The organism is Haloferax sp. AB510 (assembly GCF_024136985.1).
Lineage (GTDB): Archaea > Halobacteriota > Halobacteria > Halobacteriales > Haloferacaceae > Haloferax.
Map to the genome: position 1 here is coordinate 45,168 of NZ_JAMYJY010000009.1, position 19,542 is coordinate 64,709.

Below are 19,542 nucleotides of genomic sequence, written 5' to 3' on the forward strand. Positions count from 1 at the left end.
GAGGGGTGCGCTTGCCGCGCTTACTCGCCTTGCTGCACTTCGAATATCTCGTCGGCGACGAGGCCGTGGGCCTCTTCGTGGACTTTCGCCCCGGCCTCTTTGTTTGGTGCCTCGAAGAGGCAGAAGACCGCGCCGTCCGTCTCGTCTACCCAGTAGTGCTTGTAGTTCACCCCGTACTTGTCCTGCGTCTCGAGGTCTGCACGGTGGGCTTCGGCGACGTCTTTCGCACTTCCCTCTACGTTCCGGTGTACGTCCATGTATAGCGGCATGGGTGCTAGAAGATAGCACGCCAGAGCGGATAATCGTTCTTGAGTATTTACCAGAATATTCTGATACAATTGTCAGACAGTTTCCCAATCGATCTATCTCTGGGGAAACTTACAAAAGAAGATATCAAACTATTGTCAGTCGGGCACCGCCGCAACGACCGTGGCGTCCGGGCGAGTCGGCCCGAATCGGGTTCTCCACGGTCACCCGCTGCGTCAGTTCAGTCGTCGTTCGTCCGAAATTCGTCGCTGTCGGCGTGGGCGCGGACCCACAGCTGGCCGATTCGGGAGAGGCGCGTCCGGTAAGACTTCCCGCGTTCCTCCTGTTCGATGTAGCCCTTGCCGCCGGGGCCGAGGCGGTCGACGTTGTAGATGACCTTCGACCGGAAGGAGTCGGTGTACTCCTCGTTCATCTCGCGGGCGAGTGCCTCCGCGAGTTCGGAGACAGACCCGAACTCGCCGTGTTCGCCGAGTTTGAACAGGATGACCTCCTCGAACGGCTTGACGTTGGAGAAGGAGGCCACCGGGAGTTCGACGATGTGGCGGCCGTCAATCTGCTTCGCGCCGATGGTCGTGCCGCGCTCGTCGAACTCCGACAGCAGGTCGGAGGTGGCGTCGAGACGCTCGCGGATGCGGTCGGCGTCGATTTCGCCGGATTCGAGGAGGTCCTGCAGGAGCGCGCGCTCGGTTCGCAGCTCCTCGGCGAGTTCGGTTTCGAGGTACTTCTCGGGGGCCGTGTAGTAGGTGTGGATGCGCTCGCGGTCGGCCTGTCGCTCGACCATGATGGAGTGGGCGGCGGTGGCGAAGGCAAAGGAGACCGGCCGGGGCATCGCGCTCACGTTGACCCACACCTCGCCGGGTTCGTCGTCGTCGCCGCGGAGTTCGTCATCGGCGTCGAGTTCGGCGTTGATGAGGTCGTATGCCTGCTCGAACGCCGCGTCGTAGTCGTACACGTCGTCGACGATGACGCGCTCGGTCTCCGCGCCGAGGAGGTTCTCGAAGTCCTTGCCGAGTTTGCCCGAGAGGTTCCGCGAGTACTCGACGTTCGCCTCGCTCCCGACGGCCCCCTCGAGGAGGATGACGCGGTCCACGTCCAACTGATCGCGGATGAGCGGCGCGATGAGTCGGTCGTAGTCGAACCCGACGGGAACGATGTGCGTCTGCATACGTGGTACGTGGGAGGGGTTGGTTATGAAACCGACCAACTGACCCGACTATCACATCCCGTCCCACACCGCACGCCCCCAGCGCTCCCACACCACCCACGCCACCACGCCGCCGACGAACGCGACGCCCAGATTCACCGCGACACCGACGACGCCGATAGCGACCACGAGGGGGTAGCCGTCCGCGCGGGTCAGACTGGTCAGACTCGTCCGCGCCAGTTGCAGGCCGATAATCGCCAGGATGACGCCGAGCATGGCGACCGGGTAGGCGGCGACCACGTTCGCGGCGAACAGGGCGACGAGGACGTAACCGACGCCGAGAATCACGTTCGCGCCGGCGGTCCGCGCGCCGAAGGCGTACTTGCCGGCGACGCCGCCGCTGCCGTGGCACATGGGAAACCCGCCGAAGGGGACCGCGAGGAGGTTCATCGCGCCCATGCTGGTGGCGAGTTCGTCGGCGGAGATGTCGCGGTCGAAGTAGTCCGCGAGCAGGACTGACGTGGCGAGCGCGGCGTTGCCGACGGTCATCGCCAACTGGGCGACCGCGGCCTCGGCGGCCGAAAACGAGAGGTTGTCGAGCGAGAGCAGTCGGGCGTTGCCGACCGACGGGACGGTGAGCGACAGGTGTCCCACGTCGGCGAAGGCGACCGCGCCACCGACCGCGAGGACCGCGAGGGCGCTCACGTTCGAGCGTCTGGTGAGGAGGGCGACGGCGGCGACGGCGACCGCAAGACCGGCGAGCGGGAGGTCACCCGCGCCGAGTTCGAGACCCGTCGAGAGGAGGACGAGCGCGACGCCGAACTGGACGCCGCGGACGACCGGCGCGCCGATATAGCGACTCACGCGACCGAGCGAGCGGGTGCGACCGATAGCGAGGAGGACGACGCCGAGGCCGAACCCGGCGAGGAGCGCCTCGCCGGTCGTGACCGTCTCGGCGAGGACGAGCGCGGCCAGTGCTTTCATCGGTTCGACCGACAGCGGGGCCGCGTAGTACAGCCCCCAGACGACCTGAAACACGCCGAACCAGACGAGCACGACGGCCAGCGAGAGGTCGGTCAGGCGGGCGACGGCGACGACGATCGGAAGAACCGTAACCGAATCTCCTACCGCGCCGGTGAACTCGTGCCACTCGAAGCCCACCGCGAGTTCGTCGCCGTACGGGAAGGAGACGCCCATTTGGATGGTGATTCCGCGTCGACGGGGAAATGTATTTGCGTAACCGGGAACCGGAACGGTGGTAGTCTTGAGAAATCTAATTAGGTTACGTGCGGCCGCGGGCGAACCCCACGGTCACTCGAACGTCGAGAGATCGAAATGGACGCCGCCGCGGAGGTAATCGACACCCATGAACAGCATCACGGGGGCGAGCAGGAGCGCGAACAGGCCGCCGAAGAGGGCGTCGCCGTGGGCGTCGAGGACAGACGAGAGGCCGTTCACGAGTATGGCCAACCCGAAGCAGACGTAGCCCGCGCCCGCGACGACGTGCCACCGGAGCGTCGTCGACCCGAGCGCGACCGACTCGCGGACACCCGCGACGACCAACAGCACGCCGGCGGCGGTAAACAGCGCGAACCGGGCGAACGAAAGTGGGTGAGCGAACGCACCGAGAAACGCGAGGCCGCCCGCGATGAGCAGGTCGAACACCCCGATGACGGAGAGAAATCGACGGTCCATGTGCGCCGGTCTCGGTGCAGACGTGAAAAACCACCTACATCTTCGCGGGCGACGATGGCGACCGGCGACGGCCGACAGTCAGCAGACCGCTTACCGCGTCATCGACAGGTCGGCCGCGGAAACGACGGTTGCGAACTCCCGGTTCAGGTGCGCCAGCGCGGTGCGGTGCATCTCGTCGGCCGAAAAGCGCTCGCCGTCGTGGCCCTCGCGGTCGAACGTCGCGGTCGCGTCAGCGGGGAGATACACGTCGAAGCCGAGGTTCTCGGCCATCCGGGTGGTCGTCGAGACGCAGTGGTCGGTCGTGAGACCGCAGACGACGAGCGTCGAGCAGTCGCGCTCGCGGAGCCACGCTTCGAGGTCGGTCCCGATGAAGCCGCTGTTGACGCGCTTCGTGAACACCGGTTCGCCGTCGGCGGGTTCCGCCTCGGGCTTCCACGCGAAGCCCTCGCCGTCGCTCCGGAGCGGCGAATCGGGTTCGGTGGAGTCGTGGCGGACGTGGACCACCGGGCGGTCGGCCGCGCGCCACGCCGCGAGCAGATCGGCGACGCGCGCCTCCATCTCGGGGTTGTTGCGGTCGCCCCACGCCGGGTCGTCGAAGCCGACCTGCATGTCGATACAGACGAGGACGGCGTCGTCGGGGAGGTCGGCGGCGGTCATCGGCCGGCCCTCGAAATGGTCCTCGTCATCAGTCGTCCGCCGGAGTCATCGGCACCTTCGGATGCTCGCGCGTGATGCGAATCGGACACTCGTCGGGCGCTTGGGACTCGTCGGACGAGAACATGTACTGCGGCCACTCGCGGTCGCCTTCGACGCCCCAGTCGCCGAGGTCGGCGTGCGGGCAGACGCTGTCGTACTCCTCGATGCGGTTCTGGATGACTTCGCGGGCCTTCTGGCCGGCCTCGGTGTCGGCGGTGATGCCGTCGAACAGCGCGCGCGGCTGGAAGGTGATTTCGAGCCCCCACGGGCAGTAGCGACTGACGCGCTCGTCGTAGAACGGTGCGCGGGTCGTCGGGAACATGGGTTCGCCGCCGAAGGAAAACTCCCACTTCGGGTCGTCGGGGTCGGTCGGGATGTCCGCCGGCCACGGCTCGGGGTCGTTGACGTGGAGGAACTGGAGGACGTGCCAGAGGTGTTCGTGGTAGTCGGCCTCGGCGAGGTCCTCCGCCGGCGGCTTGAAGAACGCGACGAGCGAGCACGCCTCGGAGTAATCCGGGTAGACGTCGAGATATTCGAGGAGTGTGTCGCGGAGCGCCAACAGCGCGTCCTTGTCGGTCATCGAGTCGACGAAGGTGTAGAGGGCGTCGCCGTTTCGCTCGGACTCGATGCCGAAGTAACACGGGAACGGCGCGCCGTCGCGGTCGCCGAGCATCGTCTCGCGGAACGTCTCGTAGTGCTTTCTCGCCCAGTCGGGGAGGTCGCCGTCGTCGAGCGGCGGCGGAGCACGTCCTGCTCCATGAGCACTTGGTGACCCGACTCGTTCATGCGCGTCAATTGGAGTCAGCGACTTTGAGAGTTCGGGTTCGGGGGCCGAACTCGACCCCCGAAACGGCGGGCGACGACCCTTGTCGTCATCCGCGAAGCCACCGTCGTCCCCGCTCTCAGAGCGGGCGGTCGAGTTTCAGGTACCGCGTCTCGTACCCCATCGACTCGTAACACGACCGGGCGGCGTCGTTATCGGCGTGGACACTCAGCGCGGTCCGCTCGCACCCGCGGTCGCGGCCCCACTCGTGGGCCCGTTCGAGGAGAGCTGTGCCGACACCCTCGCCCCGCGTCGCGGGTGCGACGTAGAAGTCTTTCACCTTGGCGACCGACCCGCGAGCGAACACCGGCGGCGACTCGGAGTCGACGACCGTGACGTAGCCGGCAAGCGATCCCTCGTCGGGGTTCGGCCCCGAGGCCGACTCCTCCGCGGCCGCGACGGCGACGAACGTCCGGGTGTCCTCCGCGTCCACCTGCTCGGTCCGGTAGTCGAGCGCCTCGGCCCGCACGTCCGCGTCCTCGGCCAGCGCGTCGTAGTCGTCGATGTCACCCATCTCCTCGGCGAACGGGAGCCACAGGTCGTCAACCAGCGCGTCCACCTCGTCGGCCCGAAGCGGTCGAATCTGCATGAGTCACCAACGACTCGCGGCGGTGTCAAAAGAGTAACTGTATTGAGCGGTCGGCGCGGTTCGTCGTGCCGACCCCACTCGGCCCGGGGCGCGACCGCTGCGAGCGCCTCACTCGATTTCGAGGCCGCCGGCGTCGGCTCCGTCGTCCGCGCCCTCGTCCCACTCCAGTTCGAACTCGATGCTCAGTTCGTAGGGACCGCCAGCGGGGCCCTCGCGTTCCGCTTTCACCTCGAACGTCGGCGACGCGGGCGGCTCCATCGTGACCGTCTGGTCGCCGGACTTCAGCGTAATCGGTTCGTCCGCGTCGAGCTTGTCGGCGACGGTTCGGAGATACGACGCGATTTCCGCTCGCGCCTGTCGGTTCTCGGATTTGAAGAGCACTTCTTCGGGCATGGACTGTAGGTTACACCTGCAGGGGGTTAAGCTTCGTTGCGGTGACGAAAACCGACGGGAGAGACAGCGCCGACGGTTCAGTCGGCCCGGAGGCCGTCGGTGAAGCGGGACTGGTTCTCCTCGGGCGCGGCAGCGGTCATCGCGGAGACGCCGACGGTCAGGACCGCGGACAGCGCCATTCCCCAGAGGGCGTAGTCCCACGTGAGGTAGGTCGCGCCGAACAGCGTCATCGACCCGACTTCGATTGCCGGAACGAACACGTGTGCGAGGTAGAACGCCTGCGAGCCGAGGATGCCGGCGAACATGCCTGTCCGGGTCGTCTTTGTCCAGTAGAGCGCGACGATGACTGGCAGCGCCATCTGGGCGAACCCGCCGAAGGCGGTGTCGCCGACCGAGACGAGCGTGCCGGGGCGGAACAGGCTGGCGACGAAGGTGAGCGTGGCGAACAGGGCGACGCCGATACGGGCCAGCCACGCCTCGCGGGCCTCGCTCGCGTCGGGGTTGACGAACGGCCGGTAGAGGTCGCGGGTGAAGTACGACGACCCCGAGAGGAGCATCGAGTCCGACGACGACATCATCGCGGCCATCGCGCCGGCGATGACGAGCGCGGCGAACCACACCGGCGTGTACTCGTTGAGGAGGACGGGAAGGACGTTCGCGCCCTCGGGCACGGTGATACCGAGGCCGGCGGCCCACGTGCCGAGGATGAACGCGGGCACGAACAGCAGGACGACGAGGACGGGCCACAGGGCGAACGAGCGCTTGAGGACCGCGCCCGACTTGGCGACGAAGAAGCGCTGGTTTATCTGCGGGAACATCGCCACGCCGAAGGCGATGGTGACGGCCGACGAGATGATGAACTGCGGCGAGTAGAGGCCGCCGCCGAGGGCGAGGAACTCGGGTTTGTTGGTCGCGAGGGCGTTCGACAGCGCCGTGGGGCCGCCGGCCGCGGTGGCGACCCAGCCGACCGCGAGCCAGACGACGCCGAGCATGAACAGCCCCTGGAGGGTGTCAGTCCACGCGACGCCCCGGAGGCCCGCGATGACGACGTAGGCAATCATGAACACCGTGATGCCAGCCGCGCCGGCCCAGTACGGGACGATTCCGTTCGTCAGGCCGACGATGGCCTCGCCCGCGCCCATCTGCTGGAGCATCACGTACGGGAACAGCCAAAACAGGCTGATACCGGCGACGACGGCGCGCAGGCGGGTCGAACCGAAGCGGTCGCCGAGCATCTCGCCGAGGGTGACGTAGCCGTGGGCGCGGCCGACGAGCCACTGCTTGTAGCCGACGACGTACCAGAGGATGGCGAACAACACGCCGTCCATGACGCCCATCACGAGAATCCACTCGGGGCCGGCACGGTAGGCGAGGTCGGGGCCGCCGAAGAACGTGAAGGCAGAGAGCAGCGTCGCGAAGGTCGTAAACAGGAGAACGACGGTCCCGATGGAGCGACCGGCGAGGTAGTAGTCCTCGGCGTCGCGGCTGGTCAGGCGGTAGGCGAGGAGGCCGACCGCGAGCGCGACCACGAGGTACGCGCCGACGACGCCGAGTTGGATACCGAGCGCCGAGACCATCAGCGACCCTCCCCGACGATACCGCGGTCCCACGCCGTCCGGGTGAACAGGTGGAAGACGACTGCGGTCAGCCCCATCCAGCCGATGTGCCACCAGAGCCACAGCGGCAAGCCGGCGAAGACCCTGCTGTCGCCCCAGAGGAACCACGGAACGGCGAACGTCACGAGGATTGCGAAGACGGCAACCCAGCGGTAGTCGATGCGCACTCGCGTCATTCGTAGGAATGATAATCGACAATGAGGCGTAAATCTTACTCTATCGACCTACGTTGCCCCTCATTGAAGAACTATTTTCTTCAACAGGTGCGGTCGAACGACAGGAACCACCCACGGACGCGCACACGGCAGCGCCGACGCGGAAGGTGGGTCGTCCGCGGGTGAATCGACCGCCGGAACAGTTTCCAGCGGCGCGTGCGACCGTGGAGACATGGACTTCGGTATTCAGCTCTACTCGCTTCGCGACCTCGACGAACCGACGTCGGCGCTCGTCCGCCGCGCCGCGGACGCCGGCTTCGACGGCGTGGAGTTCGCGGGCGTCGACGACGCGGCGTCGGTCCGCGCGGCCCTCGACGAGACCGGGGTCGGTGCGCCCGCGGCCCACGTCCCCATCGAGGACCTCGAAGCCGACCTCGACGCGGTCTGCGAGCGATACGGCGCGCTCGGCGTCGAGACGCTCGTGGTGCCGTATCTGCCGCCCGAGGCGTTCGCCGACGCCGACGCGGTAGACGAGACCGCACACCGACTGGACGACCTGACCGCGAAGTGCGACGACCGGGGCATCAGACTGCTCTACCACAACCACGACCACGAGTTCGTCACGGTCGAAGGCGAACCCGCGCTCGACCGGTTGGCCGAGGAGTCCGGCGTCGGTTTCGAACTCGACCTCGCGTGGGTTCTCGCCGCCGGCTACGACCCCGTCGCGTACCTCGACCGCTACGCCGATCGGACCCCGGTCGTCCACCTGAAGGACGTCGTCTGCGACGCCGACGCGGAGCGCGGCGGCCGACCCGTGTCGCTCGGCGAGGGAGAACTCGACATCGACCGCTGTCTCGCAGCCGCCCGCGACGGGTTCGTCGAATGGGCCGTCGCCGAACACGACTTCCCCGAGGACCCGGCGGCGTTCTGCCGGGACGCCGGCGAGTTCGTCTCGGTGCACCGAACCGACGAGGGGGCGTGACAAATTACACGGTCGGACAAAACGGCGGGAGAGCGACGATTCGTCGGCGTTTCGCGGGACACGGAGTCGGAGTCGAACGGTCCGCGAGCGTTCGAATCGTCGGCCACGATAGATATTTCCCTCGGGCGCAACTTATATAATGACGTTCGTGGGTCCGGCCCATGACAGCATCACAATCATCACATCACCACCCCCAACGGGGTGACTTCACCAATGGACGACACTGCAAAATATCTCATTCACGCTTCCATCTCCGCCGACGGGGTCGTCGAACGGAGCGACGTCGTCGGGGCCGTCTTCGGCCAGACCGAGGGCCTCCTCGGCGACGAACTCGACCTCCGCGACCTCCAACAGTCCTCCAAGGTCGGTCGGATAGACGTACAGATAGACTCGGAAAACGGCCACTCGTTCGGCCAGATGACCATCGCCAGCAGCCTCGACAAGGTCGAGACGGCCATCCTCGCGGCCTCGCTGGAGACGCTGACCCGCGTCGGCCCCTGTCAGGCCGTCATCGAGGTCACGAACATCGAGGACGTGCGCGAGGCCAAGCGACGGATGGTCGTCGAGCGCGCCAAGGAACTCCTCTCGGAGTCGTTCGACGACACCGTGATGAGCTCGACCGAGATCCTCGAAGCGGTCAAAGAGAGCGTCCGCGTCGAGGACATCACCGAGTACAAGGGCCTCCCGGCCGGCCCTCGCGTCGCCGACTCGGACGCCATCATCGTCGTCGAGGGGCGCGCCGACGTCCTCACGCTCCTCCGCTACGGCATCAAAAACGCCGTCGCAGTCGAGGGGACGAACGTCCCCGACGCGGTCGCGGGGCTCACCCAAGACCGGACCGTCACAGCGTTCCTCGACGGCGACCGCGGCGGCGAGCTCATCCTGCGCGAACTCTCGCAAGTCGGCGACGTGGACTACGTCGCCTTCGCGCCCGACGGCCGGTCGGTCGAGGACCTCGACCGTGCGTCGGTCGTCCGCGCTCTCAGGAACAAGGTCCCGCTCTCGTCGCTCCCGGACGACGGCGACGGTGACTTCCGGGCCGCCGTCGCCGCCGCCAACGGGACGGGAGACGTTCCGACGGACCCTCGCACGGAGTCGCCGACGACTGACGCGTCGTCGACTCCAGCCGCAGACGGCCCCGCGAACAGATCGGCCGATGCGGTCAGCGAAGCGCCCGCCGAGGGCGGCAGCGGGGGCACCGTCGCGGTCGAAAAGCCCACCGAAACGAGCGCGGATGCCGATGCCGACGCCGACGCGAACGGCGGGGTGCTCACCGAGTCCGAGGTCGAAGCCGTCGCCGAGGCGGTCGAACCGACCGACCAGCGGCCCTCGCTCGCCGACCACGTGCGCGAGGTCATCGCCGACGAGAGCGGCATGGCCCGCCTCTTGGACGACGACCTCGGCATCGACGACGAGGTCGCGGTCGAGAAGGTGTACGACGCCGTCGAGTACGCCGACCCCGCCCCGGCGCTCGTCGTCGTCGACGGCGAGGCGAGCCAGAAACTCGTCGATATCGCGGCCCAGCGCGGCGTCGGACACGTCGTGGCGCGCTCGGCGGCGAGTACGTCAAAAAGCCCGTCAGCGTCCGCGTCAGAACCGCGGACCAGTTCCTCGACTGAGGACCGGACGCGGCCCGACGCCGGCCGAGACGGTCAGCCCTCGCTCGATTCGAGGACGAACCGTAGCCCGTCGTCGCCGTCGAACGCGTCCGGAATGCGGGCGTCACGGCGGAATCCGAGCGCCTCGTAACAGGCACGCGCGCCGTCGTTCTCCGGATGGACCAGCAACGTGAGCGGCGCGTCTGACGCTGGCCGGGAGTCTTGGTACGCTTCGACGAGCGCGGTGGCGCGCCCCTCGCGCCGGTGGTCGGGGGAAACCGCGAGTTCGGTCAGGTGCGCGCCGACGGCAAGCAGGTAGCCGACCGGCCGGTCGTCGGCGTCGACGGCGACGAGAAGTGTCCCGACGGCGGGCCACGCGTCCAGGAGGTCGGGGGAGGGATGCGAGACGAGTCGTTGGAGCGATTCGACGGCCGGCACGTCGGTGTCGCGGGCAGGGCGGACACCCGTCACGGCCGAGTCACCTCCGTCACAGCGGAATCCAGACGAGGACCGCGCCCAGCGCGCCGGCGAACGTGGCGAGGAAGTTGACCGCCTGATTACCGAGGCCGGCTCCCTCGACCGTCGCGCCGAGCAGACTGTCGACCGTCATTCCGACGAGTCCGCCGGCGAGAATCGCGAGGGCGGCCGTCTGGGCCGGTAGAGGAAGCACCAGCACGCTCACGCCGGCCACGAAGGCCGCGCCCAGCGCGCCGGCGACTTCGCCTTGCCACGTGACCGCGCCGTCGGTCCCGGCGGGAACCGGTTTGAGCGAGGTGATGAGCCGCGGCTGGTCGAACAGTCCGCCGATTTCGCTGGAGAGCGTGTCGCTCATCGCGGCGGCGGCCGACCCGGCGAACGCGAGCACGAGCAGGTCGCTGACGAACGGATAGCCGAGTGTCTGCGCCACGGCGTAGCCGACGACGGAGACGAGCGAGACGCCCGAGTTGCCGAGGACGTTGCCGGTCCCGCGAGCGCCGTCGTTGTCCTCGGCGACGCCGCGTTCGGCCTTGCTGTCGTAGCGGAACTTGGTGGCGAGCGCGCCGACGCCGAAGAAGGAGACGAGCACGAGCGCCCAGCCGAAGCCGCCGAAGACGACCGCGAAGAGAAGCAGGAGCACGCCGGTAATCATGCCGGCGACGGAGGCCGTGCCGAGGGCGTAGGCCGCGTAGCCGAGCGCGACCGTGAGGGCGAGCGCCACGCCGGTCTGCGTCGGCGACACCGGTCCCGCGAGCACCTCGACGCCCCAGAGGACGAGGCCGATAGAGAGCATGACGAGCGGGTCGTCGCGCTCGTAGAGGGCCGTCCGAAGCACCGCACCGACGAGGCCGCCGACGGCCGCGAGCAGGGTGAACCGGGCGAGAAGCATCGCGTCACCCGTCAGCGACGCGATTGCCGCCTGTCCCGCGGTGCCGGCGAGGACCGCAGCCGCGACGAAGCCCGCCGCGCGAAGCGAGTCGTCGGACGTTCTCGAATCCACCAGTCGCGCGCCGAGGTTGCCGTAGGCGAGTGTCAACACCGCGGCGGCGAACACCGAAAGCGGCATCGTGACGCGCGGGACCGTCGCCAAGAGGGCGAGGCCGGTCGCGGCCAGCGCGAACCCAGCGAGCCCGTTGAGCCGGCCGTCCTGCCGGTCGCCGGGGCGCGCGAACAGCTCGAAGAGGGGCCCGTCGTCGACGACGAAGGCCGCCAAGAGCGCGACTGCGGCGAAGGGCGCGAACGCGGCCGCGCCGAGACTGGGGGCCGCGAGGGCCAACGTCCCGACGACCGCGAATCCGCCCGCTCGCCGTACCGTGGAAGTCACACCATTCGGTATCCCCGACTCGCACTTAACCCTCCCGACATCACCGACGACCGCACCACCGCGAGTCCGCGGGCCGATGCCAATCCCGCGGGGTGGGCGGACCGACGCCGAACCCGAAGGGTTAGGAGAATCGCCGCGAGAACGACTCCCGTGGGACTGTACGACTCCTACCTCGCCCTCCGATTCCGCCTCGACGACGCCGACGCCCCCGAGCACGTGGCGCTCGTCATCACCGAGCGCGACCTGCTGGAACAGGGCGCGTACGAGACGCTCGAAGCGTTCGTCGGCTGGGCGTTCGAGTTCGGTAGCGACCGCGTCACCATCTCCGTGAGCGTCCTCGACGAGGCGGTCGTCCCGACGCTCGCCCGCGAACTCCGCGACCTCGACGTGCCCCAGCGGGTCGAGGTCCGCGAGCCCGGCGACACCGAGCGCGCCGACGCCCCGGTGCAGGTCAGCATCGGCCTCGGCGGGAAACGCGAGTTCGCCTCGGTCGTCCGGTCGCTGGCCGCGGAGGTCGACGAGGGCGCGCTCGACCCCGACGACATCGACGCCGCGGACATCGAACAGCGGCTCGTGTTCCCCGATGAACCCGACTTCGTGGTCAAGACGGGCGCGGAGCGCCTGTCGGACTTCATGATTTGGCAGTCGGTGTACGCGGAACTCTACTTCACCGACGTGAACTGGCGGGACTTCAGGAAGCGGGACTATCTGCGGGCGTTGCGGGACTATCAGGACCGTCAGAGGAGGTTTGGCAGATAAGCCAAACCCGTGACAGCGTCGCTGGCACGGTGGATTGGCCGATGAGCGTCAGCGAATCGGCCAAACGCTGTCGTGCTCGAAGAGTACGACAGAAGTTCGGCCGGTAGGGCGAATCCCGTGGCTGGACGCGGCCGCGTCGCCGACACTCCCTCCTGACCGCACAAATATGTTGATTGAGTAGCAACACGAGCCCAATGCCCTCCACCTCGACCGACAGAACAGACCTGCTCCCGCCGCCACCCCCGCCCAGCGAGTGGCTCGAAGACGGGCACGTCCTCCTTGCGCTCTCGCTGTTACTCATCCTCTGGCTCAATCTGCCCGCCCAGCCAGACTGGTCGTGGGCGCTCGTCGGCGTGACTATCGTCCCGCCGTGGCTATTCCTCGAATCGCGCTACGAGGGCTGGCGCGCGTGGGTTCCGACCGCCGCCTACGGCGGGGCGGTGCTACTGTTGGGGCCGCGGTACGAAGCCGAGTTCGTCGCCATCGTCCTCGGGCAGAGCGCCGCGTTTCTGGGATGGTTCTGCTGGCGGACGTTTCAGCGGCGGGTTCGCCGGTAGGGTGACTCGCCGCCGTCTCTCAAACGGCTGTTTGTGCGTACAGAAGATATATTGTTAGACCGCTGAACCTTCCGACATGAACCGCCGCGAGATGTTGGCACTGTCGGGGGCGCTCGCCGCCTCGACGATAGCCGGCTGTACGGGCGACGGGCAGTCGGCCGCGGAGACCGAGACCGAGACGACGACCACCGCGACGGCGACCACGGACGCGCCGACAGAGACCCCGAACGACGAACCGCCGACCGGCGAACCGAGCGTGGACGACGAGCAACTGGCCGCGCTCGCGGCCGGCAACGCCGAGTTCGCCCTCGACCTGCACCGACAGGTCGCATCCGAACAGGGCGGCAACCAGTTCCTCTCGCCGTACAGCATCTCCGTCGCGTTGGCGATGACCTACGCGGGCGCTCGCGGGACGACTCGCGAACAGATGGAAGCGACGCTCAACTACACGCTCGGGGAGGACGTTCACCCGGCGTTCGCGGACCTACGGGCGGCGCTCGAAGAGCGGGAGACGACTCGGGACTGGGATGGCGGCGAAGCCGACGCCTTCCGACTGGCCGTGGCGAACGCGCTGTGGGGCCGCGAGGGGTTCGCGTTCTCGGACGCATTCCTCGACCGCCTCGAATCGAACTACGGGGCGGGGCTTCGACGGGCCGACTTCGCCGGCGACCCGGACAGAGAGCGAGCACGAATCAACGAGTGGGTCGCCGACCAGACGGAGGGTCGAATCGAGGACCTGCTTCCGGCTGGCTCCGTCACACCCGACACGGTGCTCGTGCTCACCAACGCCATCTATTTCATGGCGCAGTGGGCGCACACGTTCGACTCCGAGGACACCGAAGACGGGACGTTCACCGCGCTGGACGGGTCCGAGTCGACCGTGCCGCTCATGCGGCAGGAACTCAAGGCGAACTACGCCGACCTCCCGAACGCGAAGGCCGTCGAACTCCCGTACCTGGGCCAGGAGGTGTCGATGGTGCTACTGCTTCCCGACGAAGGCGAATTCGAGTCGTTCGAGCGGAGTCTGACCGCGAGCCGACTGTTCGGCGTCTTCGAGGAAATGCAAGAGAGAATCGGGGACGTCGTGCTCCCGCGGTTCGAGTTCGAGACCAAGGTCCAACTCTCAGCGGCGCTGTCGAATCTCGGGATGCCCGCCGCGTTCGGCCCGGATGCAGACTTCGGCGGAATGGCCGAGGGCGATGGGGCAAACCTCGCCATCAACGAGGTGTTCCACAAGTCGTTCGTCTCCGTGGACGAGGAGGGGACGGAGGCGGCGGCGGCGACGGGCGTGGTCGTCGAAAGTTCGCTGCCGCCGAGTTGGGGCGAACTCCGGTTCGACCGGCCGTTCCTGTTTTGCATCCGCGACAGGCCGACGGACGCGATTCTGTTCTACGGTCGCGTCGTCGACGCCGGGGCTGCGCAGGGCGGCGAATAGCCGCGAAAACAGCTCGGGGCGACCGACTCAGTCGGCCGTCTCGTCGGTCCGCTTGGCCAACTCGGCGGACACCTCGTCGGCCCCCGACGAGGGGAGTTGCTCGCGGAGGCGACCCGCGACGGTGCGGGCGTCCTCTAACTCGACTTCGGCGACGGCCCGGACGAGCGTGACGGCGCGCTCGGTGCGGGTGCGCTGCCACGACTGCTCTCTGGACTCGTAGGTGCGGATGCCTCGCAGGAAGTCGACTTTCGAGAACTCCGGCCAGTAGGGCGCACAGAAGTAGACGGCGGCCTCGTTGCCGTTGGCGTGCCACGGCAGGAAGTTTGAGGTGCGCTCGTCGCCGCCGGGGCGGATGATGAGGTCCACGTCGCGGACGGGCTTTCTGGACAGGCGGCGATCGACCGCCGACACGTCAACCTCGTCGGGCGAGAGGTCGCCGCGCTCGACCGCCCGACAGACGTCGCGTGCGGCCCCGAGGAGTTCCGCCCGGCCGCCGTACGCGAGGGCGATGTTGAGCGTGAAGCTGTCGTAGTCGGCGGTCCGCGACTCCGCGTACTCGACGGCGTCGCGGACGCGGTCGGGGAGCATGTGGACCTCGCCGATGGCGCGGACGGCGACCTCGCGCTCGTGGACGCGGTCGGCGTCGGCGAACTCGTAGAGCTTGTCCTCAATGAGGTCGAAGAGGGGCTGGCGCTCGTGTTCCGGCCGATCGAAGTTCTCGGTCGAGAACGTGTACAGCGTCAGTTCCTCGATGCCGAGTTCCTCACACCACGTCAGCACGTCCTCGGTCGTCTGCGCGCCCGCCTTGTGGCCGTCGGGGGCGTCGTCGCCGTTCTTCCGGGCGTACCGGCGGTTGCCGTCCTGGATGATGGCGACGTGGGTCGGTCCGTCGTCTATCTCCCGGTCGAGCACCCGCTCGTAGGCGCGCCGAAAGCCGCGTTGGACCCACCCGAACATGTACCGTCGGTTGCATTCCGGGGCTATGTGTCTTGTGGGTTACACCGTCACACGGTGTCCCGAGGCCGGAGGCTGCCACAAAATGACGGGTCATCACGCCGGGCGACGAATCGCCATCCGTTTGTACCTCCCCGAGAAGACTCGGGTATGAGCGAGACCATCGACGAGGACCTCTACCAGCGGACCCTCGCGCTGCTCGAACCCGGCGATATCGAACTCGTCGGGGCCATCGTCCACACCGACCTCACCAGCCGCGAGGACCTGGAGATGCAGGAGTTGACCGTCGAAATCAACGAAGTCATCGCCGAGCACGCGGGGAAGGGCGACGCGTGGATTTACGCCGGCAACGATGACACCGACTTCTCGTCCAACCAGTTCCAAGGGCTCTCGGTCGAGGACGACGAGTTCGTCTGGGAGTGCCAACAGCTCGTCCGCGACGGCACGTTCGACCTCGTGTTCTACTACGAAGCCATCGCCGACCACGACGCCATCGTCGAGGGCCTCGAAGCGCTCGACGACGTCGACCGCGTCACGCCGGTTCCCTGAGCGCGGCGGCGACCCGACGACGAGACACCTCTTTTACTTCGTGAGCGAGGGCACTCGCCCCGCCCGTGTCGGCCGTTCACCGGCGGCTCGCCGGGCGTTCGCCTCGGTTCATCGCAGTGAGAACAAGCGAGGCGTTTATCCGCCTCGCATCCCGAGTGACGCGCATGATACAGGCGGACGCGGACCTCTCTCGTCTCGACCGCGCCATCGTCAACGCCTTCCAGGGCGGCTTCCCCGTCGTCGAACGTCCCTTCGAGCCCGCGGCGGCCGCACTGCGCGAGCGGGGCGTGGACGTGTCGGCGGCCGACCTCTGCGAGCGGGTGCGGACGCTCGACGAGGAAGGCGTTCTCTCCCGGTTCGGCGCGCTCGTCAACGCCGAGGAAATCGGCGGCACGGCGACGCTCGTCGCCATGCACGCGCCACCGGAGCGGTTCGACGAGGTGGCCGAGCAGGTGAACGCCCACCGCGAGGTCGCGCACAACTACGAGCGCGAGCATCCCCACCTGAACATGTGGTTCGTCGTCTCGGTCGCCGAGGCGTCGCGGGTGGACGAGGTGCTCGGAGACATCGAGGACGAGACGGGCCAAGTGACGTACAACATGCCCAAGCGCCGCGAGTTCCACGTCGGCGCGAAGTTCCTCCTCGACGGACCCATCTCGGACGGCGACCTCGACCTCTCGCAGCTCGGCCCCGACGTGGAGCCGACAGACGCGCGCACCCTGACGCCCGACGAGCGCGACCTCGTCATGGAGATTCAGGGCGGCCTACCGATTACGGAGACGCCCTACGCCAACGTGGCCGAGGCCATCGGACAGAAGCCGGCGTGGGTCGTCGAGACCATCAAGCGGTTCAATCTTGAGGGGAAGGTTCGCCGCGTCGGCGTCATCCCGAACCACTACGCGCTCGGCTACTCGGAAAACGGGATGACCGTCTGGAACGTCCCCGACGACCTCGTGACGGAGGTCGGCCCCGAAATCGCCTCGCTGGACTTCGTCACCCACTGTTACCGCCGGCCGCGACACGAGGGCGTCTGGCCGTACAACTTCTTCGCGATGACCCACGGCCGCTCCGAGGAGGAGAGCGAGGCCCGCATCGAACAGGTGCGCGAGGTCATGGGCGACTACTGGGACGTGGGTGACGACGACTGGGACACCCTGTTCTCGACGCGCATCCTGAAGAAGACGGGAATCAGACTGGACGAACGAGCCGAGGCGAACACGGAGTGAGATGATTCCGCTTGTCCACGACCTCTCCGACGAGACGGTCGTCATCTTCGGAGGCGGCCCCGTCGGCGCGCGGAAGGCCCGCCGGTTCGCCCGCGAGGCGAGGACCGTCGTCGTCAGCCCCGAGTTCGCCGACCGTGATTTCGGTGACTCAGAACTCGTTCGGGCGGCCCCCGCACCCGACGAGGTTCCTGACTGGGTCGAGCGGTTCACTCCGGCGCTCGTCGTCGCGGCGACCGACGACGAGGCGGTGAACGACGCCGTCGTCGCGGCGGCCCGAGAGGCCGGCGCGCTGGTCAACCGGGCCGACCGGAGCGGCGAGCGCGACGCGGGGAGCGTGGTCGTCCCGGCCACCGTCGAGGACGGCGACGTGTCGGTCGCGATTACGACCGGCGGCGCGAGCCCCGCCCTCTCGAAGCACCTCCGAGAGCGCGTCGAAGCCGAGTTGGAGGGAGCAGGCGAGATGGCCGCGCTGACCGCGGAGCTTCGCGCGGAGCTCAAGGCGTCCGACCGGTCACCAACAGAGCGCCGTGATGCGATTCGCGCGGTCGTGCGAAACCCGTCAGTTTGGAAGGCTTTACGTACCGGCGATGCAAACCCCCGCCAAGAGGCAGCGCGCGTGATACGAGACACACAGCGAGGTGATTCATGAGAGATTCGGGCGTCATCTCCGGTGTAAGCGTCGCCCACGACCGGGCCAGCGTTCGCGAGATAGAAGCCGCTTCGAGCGACGACGTTCAGACCGTCGTCGAGCGACTCCTCGCCTGCGACGGCGTCTCCGAGGCGTTCTCGCTCCAGACGTGTAACCGCGCCGAGGCGTACGTCGTCACCGACGACGCGACCGACGGCCGCCGCGCGCTCGACGACTTCGCTCCCGACGTTCGAGACGGAAGCGTCCGCCACATGGACCACGAAGAGACCCTCCGCCACCTCATGCGGGTGGCGTCGGGGCTCGAATCGCTCGTCCTCGGCGAGGACCAGATTCTCGGACAGGTCAAAGCCGGCATCGAGGCCGCCCGCGAGCAGGACGCCATCGGCCCGATGCTGGAAGACGCGCTCATGAAGGCCGTCCACGTCGGCGAACGCGCCCGCGAGGAGACGGCCATCAACGAGGGTGCCGTCTCGCTCGGGAGCGCCGCCGTCAGGCTCGCACGGGCCGAACTTGCCGCCCCCATCGGCGAGGTCGACGCCCTCGTCGTCGGGGCCGGCGAGATGGGCACGCTCGCGACGAAGCGCTCGCGTCGGTCACGTGGGCGACCTTGTCGTCGCGAACCGGACGGTCGCCAACGCCCGCCACCTCGCCCGCGAGGTTCCGGGCGTCTCGACCGCAACCGGACTGGGCGACCTCCGCGGTCGCCTCCGCGACGCCGACCTCGTCATCACGGCCACGAGCAGCCCCGAGTACGTCGTCACGCCGGAGGAGTTGGTTGACGCCTCCGAGACGATGCTCATCGACATCGCCCAACCGCGCGACGTGGACCCCGCCGCCGACGACCTCGACGGCGTCCGCGTCCGCGACATCGACGACCTCGAAACGGTGACCGACCGGACCGCGGAGCGCCGAGAACACGCCGCCCGCGAGGTCGAGACGATGATAGACGAGGAGTTCGACCGCCTGCTCGCCGCCTACAAGCGCAAGCGCGCCGACGAGGCCATCAGTTCGATGTACGAGGCCGCAGAGCACGTCAAGCGCCGCGAGGTGTCGACGGCGCTGTCGAAGCTCGAAGCGCAGGGCGACCTCACCGACGAACAGCGCGAGACGGTCGAGTCGCTCGCGGACGCGCTCATCGGCCAGATCCTCGCCGCGCCGACCAAGAGCCTCCGCGACGCCGCCGGCGACGACGACTGGACGACCATCCAGACCGCCATGCGGCTGTTCGACCCCGGATTCGACGACCTCGGCGCGTCGGACTCGGCCGACCCGTCCGAGCCGTCCGGGCCGTCCATCGAGTTCTCCGGCGAGCCGCCGGAGGACCTCGACCGCGAGGCGCTCGAAGGCGAGGTGCCCCGGCGCGTCCTCGAACAGCTCTCGGACGACTGACGGGCCGCCGACGCGGCCGACTGACCGAACCTTCTTATCCGAACACGGGGCCACTCCGCGACGATGTCACCGCCCAGACCGTCAGCGACGGGCTTCGTGCGTCGTTCCCGTACCGACGCCGGCCACCGAGAAGCCGCCTGCCACGCGCTCCCGGCGGTCGGCCGCCGCCTCGTGAACCGCCTCCGAGCGCGAGCGCGTCGCCGCCTCGTCGATTCGACACCGAAACGACGGGTTCGCGACCTCGCCGGCGTCGTTCGGGCGACCG

At 68.0% G+C, this 19,542-nt stretch carries 20 protein-coding genes and 3 pseudogenes; 9 read left to right on the forward strand and 14 right to left on the reverse strand.

Annotated features, from left to right (window positions below):
- Positions 1–20: 20 nt before the first annotated feature.
- From NKF06_RS03235 to NKF06_RS03280, 10 genes and pseudogenes are all read right to left on the reverse strand, one after another.
- Positions 21–269 (reverse strand): DUF4242 domain-containing protein, encoded by a 249-nt coding sequence (locus NKF06_RS03235; protein ID WP_253244503.1) that lies wholly within the window; start codon positions 267–269, stop codon positions 21–23.
- Positions 270–487: 218 nt separating this feature from the next.
- Positions 488–1,432 carry a DUF6293 family protein gene (locus NKF06_RS03240; protein WP_058827719.1) on the reverse strand — a complete coding sequence of 315 codons (945 nt, stop codon included), beginning with the start codon at positions 1,430–1,432 and terminating at the stop codon, positions 488–490.
- Positions 1,433–1,483: 51 nt separating this feature from the next.
- Positions 1,484–2,608: a putative sulfate/molybdate transporter gene (locus NKF06_RS03245; RefSeq protein ID WP_253244504.1), complete on the reverse strand. Its 1,125-nt coding sequence runs from the start codon at positions 2,606–2,608 to the stop codon at positions 1,484–1,486.
- Positions 2,609–2,722: 114 nt separating this feature from the next.
- A complete protein-coding gene (locus tag NKF06_RS03250; RefSeq protein ID WP_253244505.1) occupies positions 2,723–3,106 on the reverse strand; it encodes a hypothetical protein in 384 nt (127 codons plus the stop codon).
- A gap of 90 nt (positions 3,107–3,196) precedes the next feature.
- Entirely contained in the window at positions 3,197–3,763 is a 567-nt protein-coding gene (locus NKF06_RS03255) for a cysteine hydrolase family protein (protein ID WP_253244506.1), read from the reverse strand.
- Between the two features lie 28 nt (positions 3,764–3,791).
- Positions 3,792–4,588: pseudogene (locus NKF06_RS03260) on the reverse strand (YqcI/YcgG family protein).
- 116 nt (positions 4,589–4,704) lie between these two features.
- Positions 4,705–5,214, reverse strand: a complete 510-nt coding sequence (locus NKF06_RS03265; RefSeq protein ID WP_253244507.1) for a GNAT family N-acetyltransferase — start codon at positions 5,212–5,214, stop codon at positions 4,705–4,707.
- Positions 5,215–5,322: 108 nt separating this feature from the next.
- Positions 5,323–5,607, reverse strand: coding sequence for an amphi-Trp domain-containing protein (locus NKF06_RS03270; protein ID WP_253244508.1), 285 nt, complete (start codon positions 5,605–5,607; stop codon positions 5,323–5,325).
- A gap of 77 nt (positions 5,608–5,684) precedes the next feature.
- Positions 5,685–7,184, reverse strand: a complete 1,500-nt coding sequence (locus NKF06_RS03275; protein WP_253244509.1) for a sodium:solute symporter family protein — start codon at positions 7,182–7,184, stop codon at positions 5,685–5,687.
- Positions 7,184–7,399, reverse strand: a complete 216-nt coding sequence (locus NKF06_RS03280; protein WP_004042215.1) for a DUF3311 domain-containing protein — start codon at positions 7,397–7,399, stop codon at positions 7,184–7,186. Before NKF06_RS03280 ends, NKF06_RS03275 begins: the two co-directional genes overlap by 1 nt.
- A gap of 211 nt (positions 7,400–7,610) precedes the next feature.
- On the opposite strand from NKF06_RS03280, the gene NKF06_RS03285 reads away from it, so the two are divergent.
- Complete coding sequence (locus tag NKF06_RS03285; RefSeq protein WP_253244510.1) at positions 7,611–8,360, forward strand: sugar phosphate isomerase/epimerase; 750 nt, start codon at positions 7,611–7,613, stop codon at positions 8,358–8,360.
- Positions 8,361–8,573: 213 nt separating this feature from the next.
- Positions 8,574–9,979 (forward strand): annotated as a pseudogene (gene dnaG, locus NKF06_RS03290) (DNA primase DnaG).
- A 33-nt stretch (positions 9,980–10,012) separates the two neighbouring features.
- On the opposite strand, the gene NKF06_RS03295 reads toward dnaG, so the two are convergent.
- Positions 10,013–10,429 (reverse strand): N-acetyltransferase, encoded by a 417-nt coding sequence (locus tag NKF06_RS03295; RefSeq protein ID WP_058827728.1) that lies wholly within the window; start codon positions 10,427–10,429, stop codon positions 10,013–10,015.
- 16 nt (positions 10,430–10,445) lie between these two features.
- Positions 10,446–11,759 (reverse strand): DUF92 domain-containing protein, encoded by a 1,314-nt coding sequence (locus NKF06_RS03300; RefSeq protein ID WP_058827729.1) that lies wholly within the window; start codon positions 11,757–11,759, stop codon positions 10,446–10,448.
- A gap of 150 nt (positions 11,760–11,909) precedes the next feature.
- Here NKF06_RS03300 and NKF06_RS03305 point away from each other — a divergent pair, with 150 nt between their 5' ends.
- The 3 genes from NKF06_RS03305 to NKF06_RS03315 all read left to right on the forward strand — a co-directional run bounded on the left by NKF06_RS03305 (position 11,910) and on the right by NKF06_RS03315 (position 14,510).
- Positions 11,910–12,518 carry an undecaprenyl diphosphate synthase family protein gene (locus NKF06_RS03305; RefSeq protein ID WP_253244511.1) on the forward strand — a complete coding sequence of 203 codons (609 nt, stop codon included), beginning with the start codon at positions 11,910–11,912 and terminating at the stop codon, positions 12,516–12,518.
- A 194-nt stretch (positions 12,519–12,712) separates the two neighbouring features.
- Positions 12,713–13,075, forward strand: a complete 363-nt coding sequence (locus NKF06_RS03310) for an Rz1 protein precursor-related protein (protein ID WP_253244512.1) — start codon at positions 12,713–12,715, stop codon at positions 13,073–13,075.
- 76 nt (positions 13,076–13,151) lie between these two features.
- A complete protein-coding gene (locus tag NKF06_RS03315) occupies positions 13,152–14,510 on the forward strand; it encodes a serpin family protein (RefSeq protein ID WP_253244513.1) in 1,359 nt (452 codons plus the stop codon).
- A gap of 27 nt (positions 14,511–14,537) precedes the next feature.
- On the opposite strand, the gene uppS is transcribed toward NKF06_RS03315, so the two are convergent.
- Complete coding sequence (gene uppS / locus NKF06_RS03320) at positions 14,538–15,467, reverse strand: polyprenyl diphosphate synthase (RefSeq protein ID WP_253244514.1); 930 nt, start codon at positions 15,465–15,467, stop codon at positions 14,538–14,540.
- Positions 15,468–15,614: 147 nt separating this feature from the next.
- Here uppS and NKF06_RS03325 point away from each other — a divergent pair, with 147 nt between their 5' ends.
- From NKF06_RS03325 to hemA, 4 genes and pseudogenes are all read left to right on the forward strand, one after another.
- Positions 15,615–16,013, forward strand: a complete 399-nt coding sequence (locus NKF06_RS03325; protein ID WP_058825678.1) for a DUF5778 family protein — start codon at positions 15,615–15,617, stop codon at positions 16,011–16,013.
- Positions 16,014–16,177: 164 nt separating this feature from the next.
- A complete protein-coding gene (locus NKF06_RS03330; RefSeq protein WP_253244515.1) occupies positions 16,178–17,239 on the forward strand; it encodes an Lrp/AsnC family transcriptional regulator in 1,062 nt (353 codons plus the stop codon).
- A gap of 1 nt (position 17,240) precedes the next feature.
- On the forward strand, positions 17,241–17,888 hold the full coding sequence (locus NKF06_RS03335; RefSeq protein WP_253244516.1) for a bifunctional precorrin-2 dehydrogenase/sirohydrochlorin ferrochelatase: 648 nt from the start codon (positions 17,241–17,243) through the stop codon (positions 17,886–17,888).
- A pseudogene (gene hemA, locus NKF06_RS03340) lies at positions 17,885–19,277 on the forward strand (glutamyl-tRNA reductase). The gene NKF06_RS03335 and the pseudogene hemA overlap by 4 nt, the downstream one beginning before the upstream one ends.
- A gap of 81 nt (positions 19,278–19,358) precedes the next feature.
- Here hemA and NKF06_RS03345 read toward each other — a convergent pair.
- Positions 19,359–19,542, reverse strand: a 184-nt coding sequence (locus NKF06_RS03345) for a hypothetical protein (protein ID WP_253244517.1), incomplete at its 5' end; no start/stop codon positions are given.

Excerpts from the sequence above, each read along its gene's own strand:
- NKF06_RS03235 (WP_253244503.1), bottom strand. The coding sequence starts at position 269 with ATGCCGCTATACATGGACGTACACCGGAACGTAGAGGGAAGTGCGAAA.
- NKF06_RS03240 (WP_058827719.1), bottom strand. The coding sequence starts at position 1,432 with ATGCAGACGCACATCGTTCCCGTCGGGTTCGACTACGACCGACTCATC.
- NKF06_RS03245 (WP_253244504.1), bottom strand. The coding sequence starts at position 2,608 with ATGGGCGTCTCCTTCCCGTACGGCGACGAACTCGCGGTGGGCTTCGAG.
- NKF06_RS03250 (WP_253244505.1), bottom strand. The coding sequence starts at position 3,106 with ATGGACCGTCGATTTCTCTCCGTCATCGGGGTGTTCGACCTGCTCATC.
- NKF06_RS03255 (WP_253244506.1), bottom strand. The coding sequence starts at position 3,763 with ATGACCGCCGCCGACCTCCCCGACGACGCCGTCCTCGTCTGTATCGAC.
- NKF06_RS03265 (WP_253244507.1), bottom strand. The coding sequence starts at position 5,214 with ATGCAGATTCGACCGCTTCGGGCCGACGAGGTGGACGCGCTGGTTGAC.
- NKF06_RS03270 (WP_253244508.1), bottom strand. The coding sequence starts at position 5,607 with ATGCCCGAAGAAGTGCTCTTCAAATCCGAGAACCGACAGGCGCGAGCG.
- NKF06_RS03275 (WP_253244509.1), bottom strand. The coding sequence starts at position 7,184 with ATGGTCTCGGCGCTCGGTATCCAACTCGGCGTCGTCGGCGCGTACCTC.
- NKF06_RS03280 (WP_004042215.1), bottom strand. The coding sequence starts at position 7,399 with ATGACGCGAGTGCGCATCGACTACCGCTGGGTTGCCGTCTTCGCAATC.
- NKF06_RS03285 (WP_253244510.1), top strand. The coding sequence starts at position 7,611 with ATGGACTTCGGTATTCAGCTCTACTCGCTTCGCGACCTCGACGAACCG.
- NKF06_RS03310 (WP_253244512.1), top strand. The coding sequence starts at position 12,713 with ATGCCCTCCACCTCGACCGACAGAACAGACCTGCTCCCGCCGCCACCC.
- NKF06_RS03315 (WP_253244513.1), top strand. The coding sequence starts at position 13,152 with ATGAACCGCCGCGAGATGTTGGCACTGTCGGGGGCGCTCGCCGCCTCG.
- uppS (WP_253244514.1), bottom strand. The coding sequence starts at position 15,467 with ATGTTCGGGTGGGTCCAACGCGGCTTTCGGCGCGCCTACGAGCGGGTG.
- NKF06_RS03325 (WP_058825678.1), top strand. The coding sequence starts at position 15,615 with ATGAGCGAGACCATCGACGAGGACCTCTACCAGCGGACCCTCGCGCTG.
- NKF06_RS03330 (WP_253244515.1), top strand. The coding sequence starts at position 16,178 with ATGATACAGGCGGACGCGGACCTCTCTCGTCTCGACCGCGCCATCGTC.
- NKF06_RS03335 (WP_253244516.1), top strand. The coding sequence starts at position 17,241 with ATGATTCCGCTTGTCCACGACCTCTCCGACGAGACGGTCGTCATCTTC.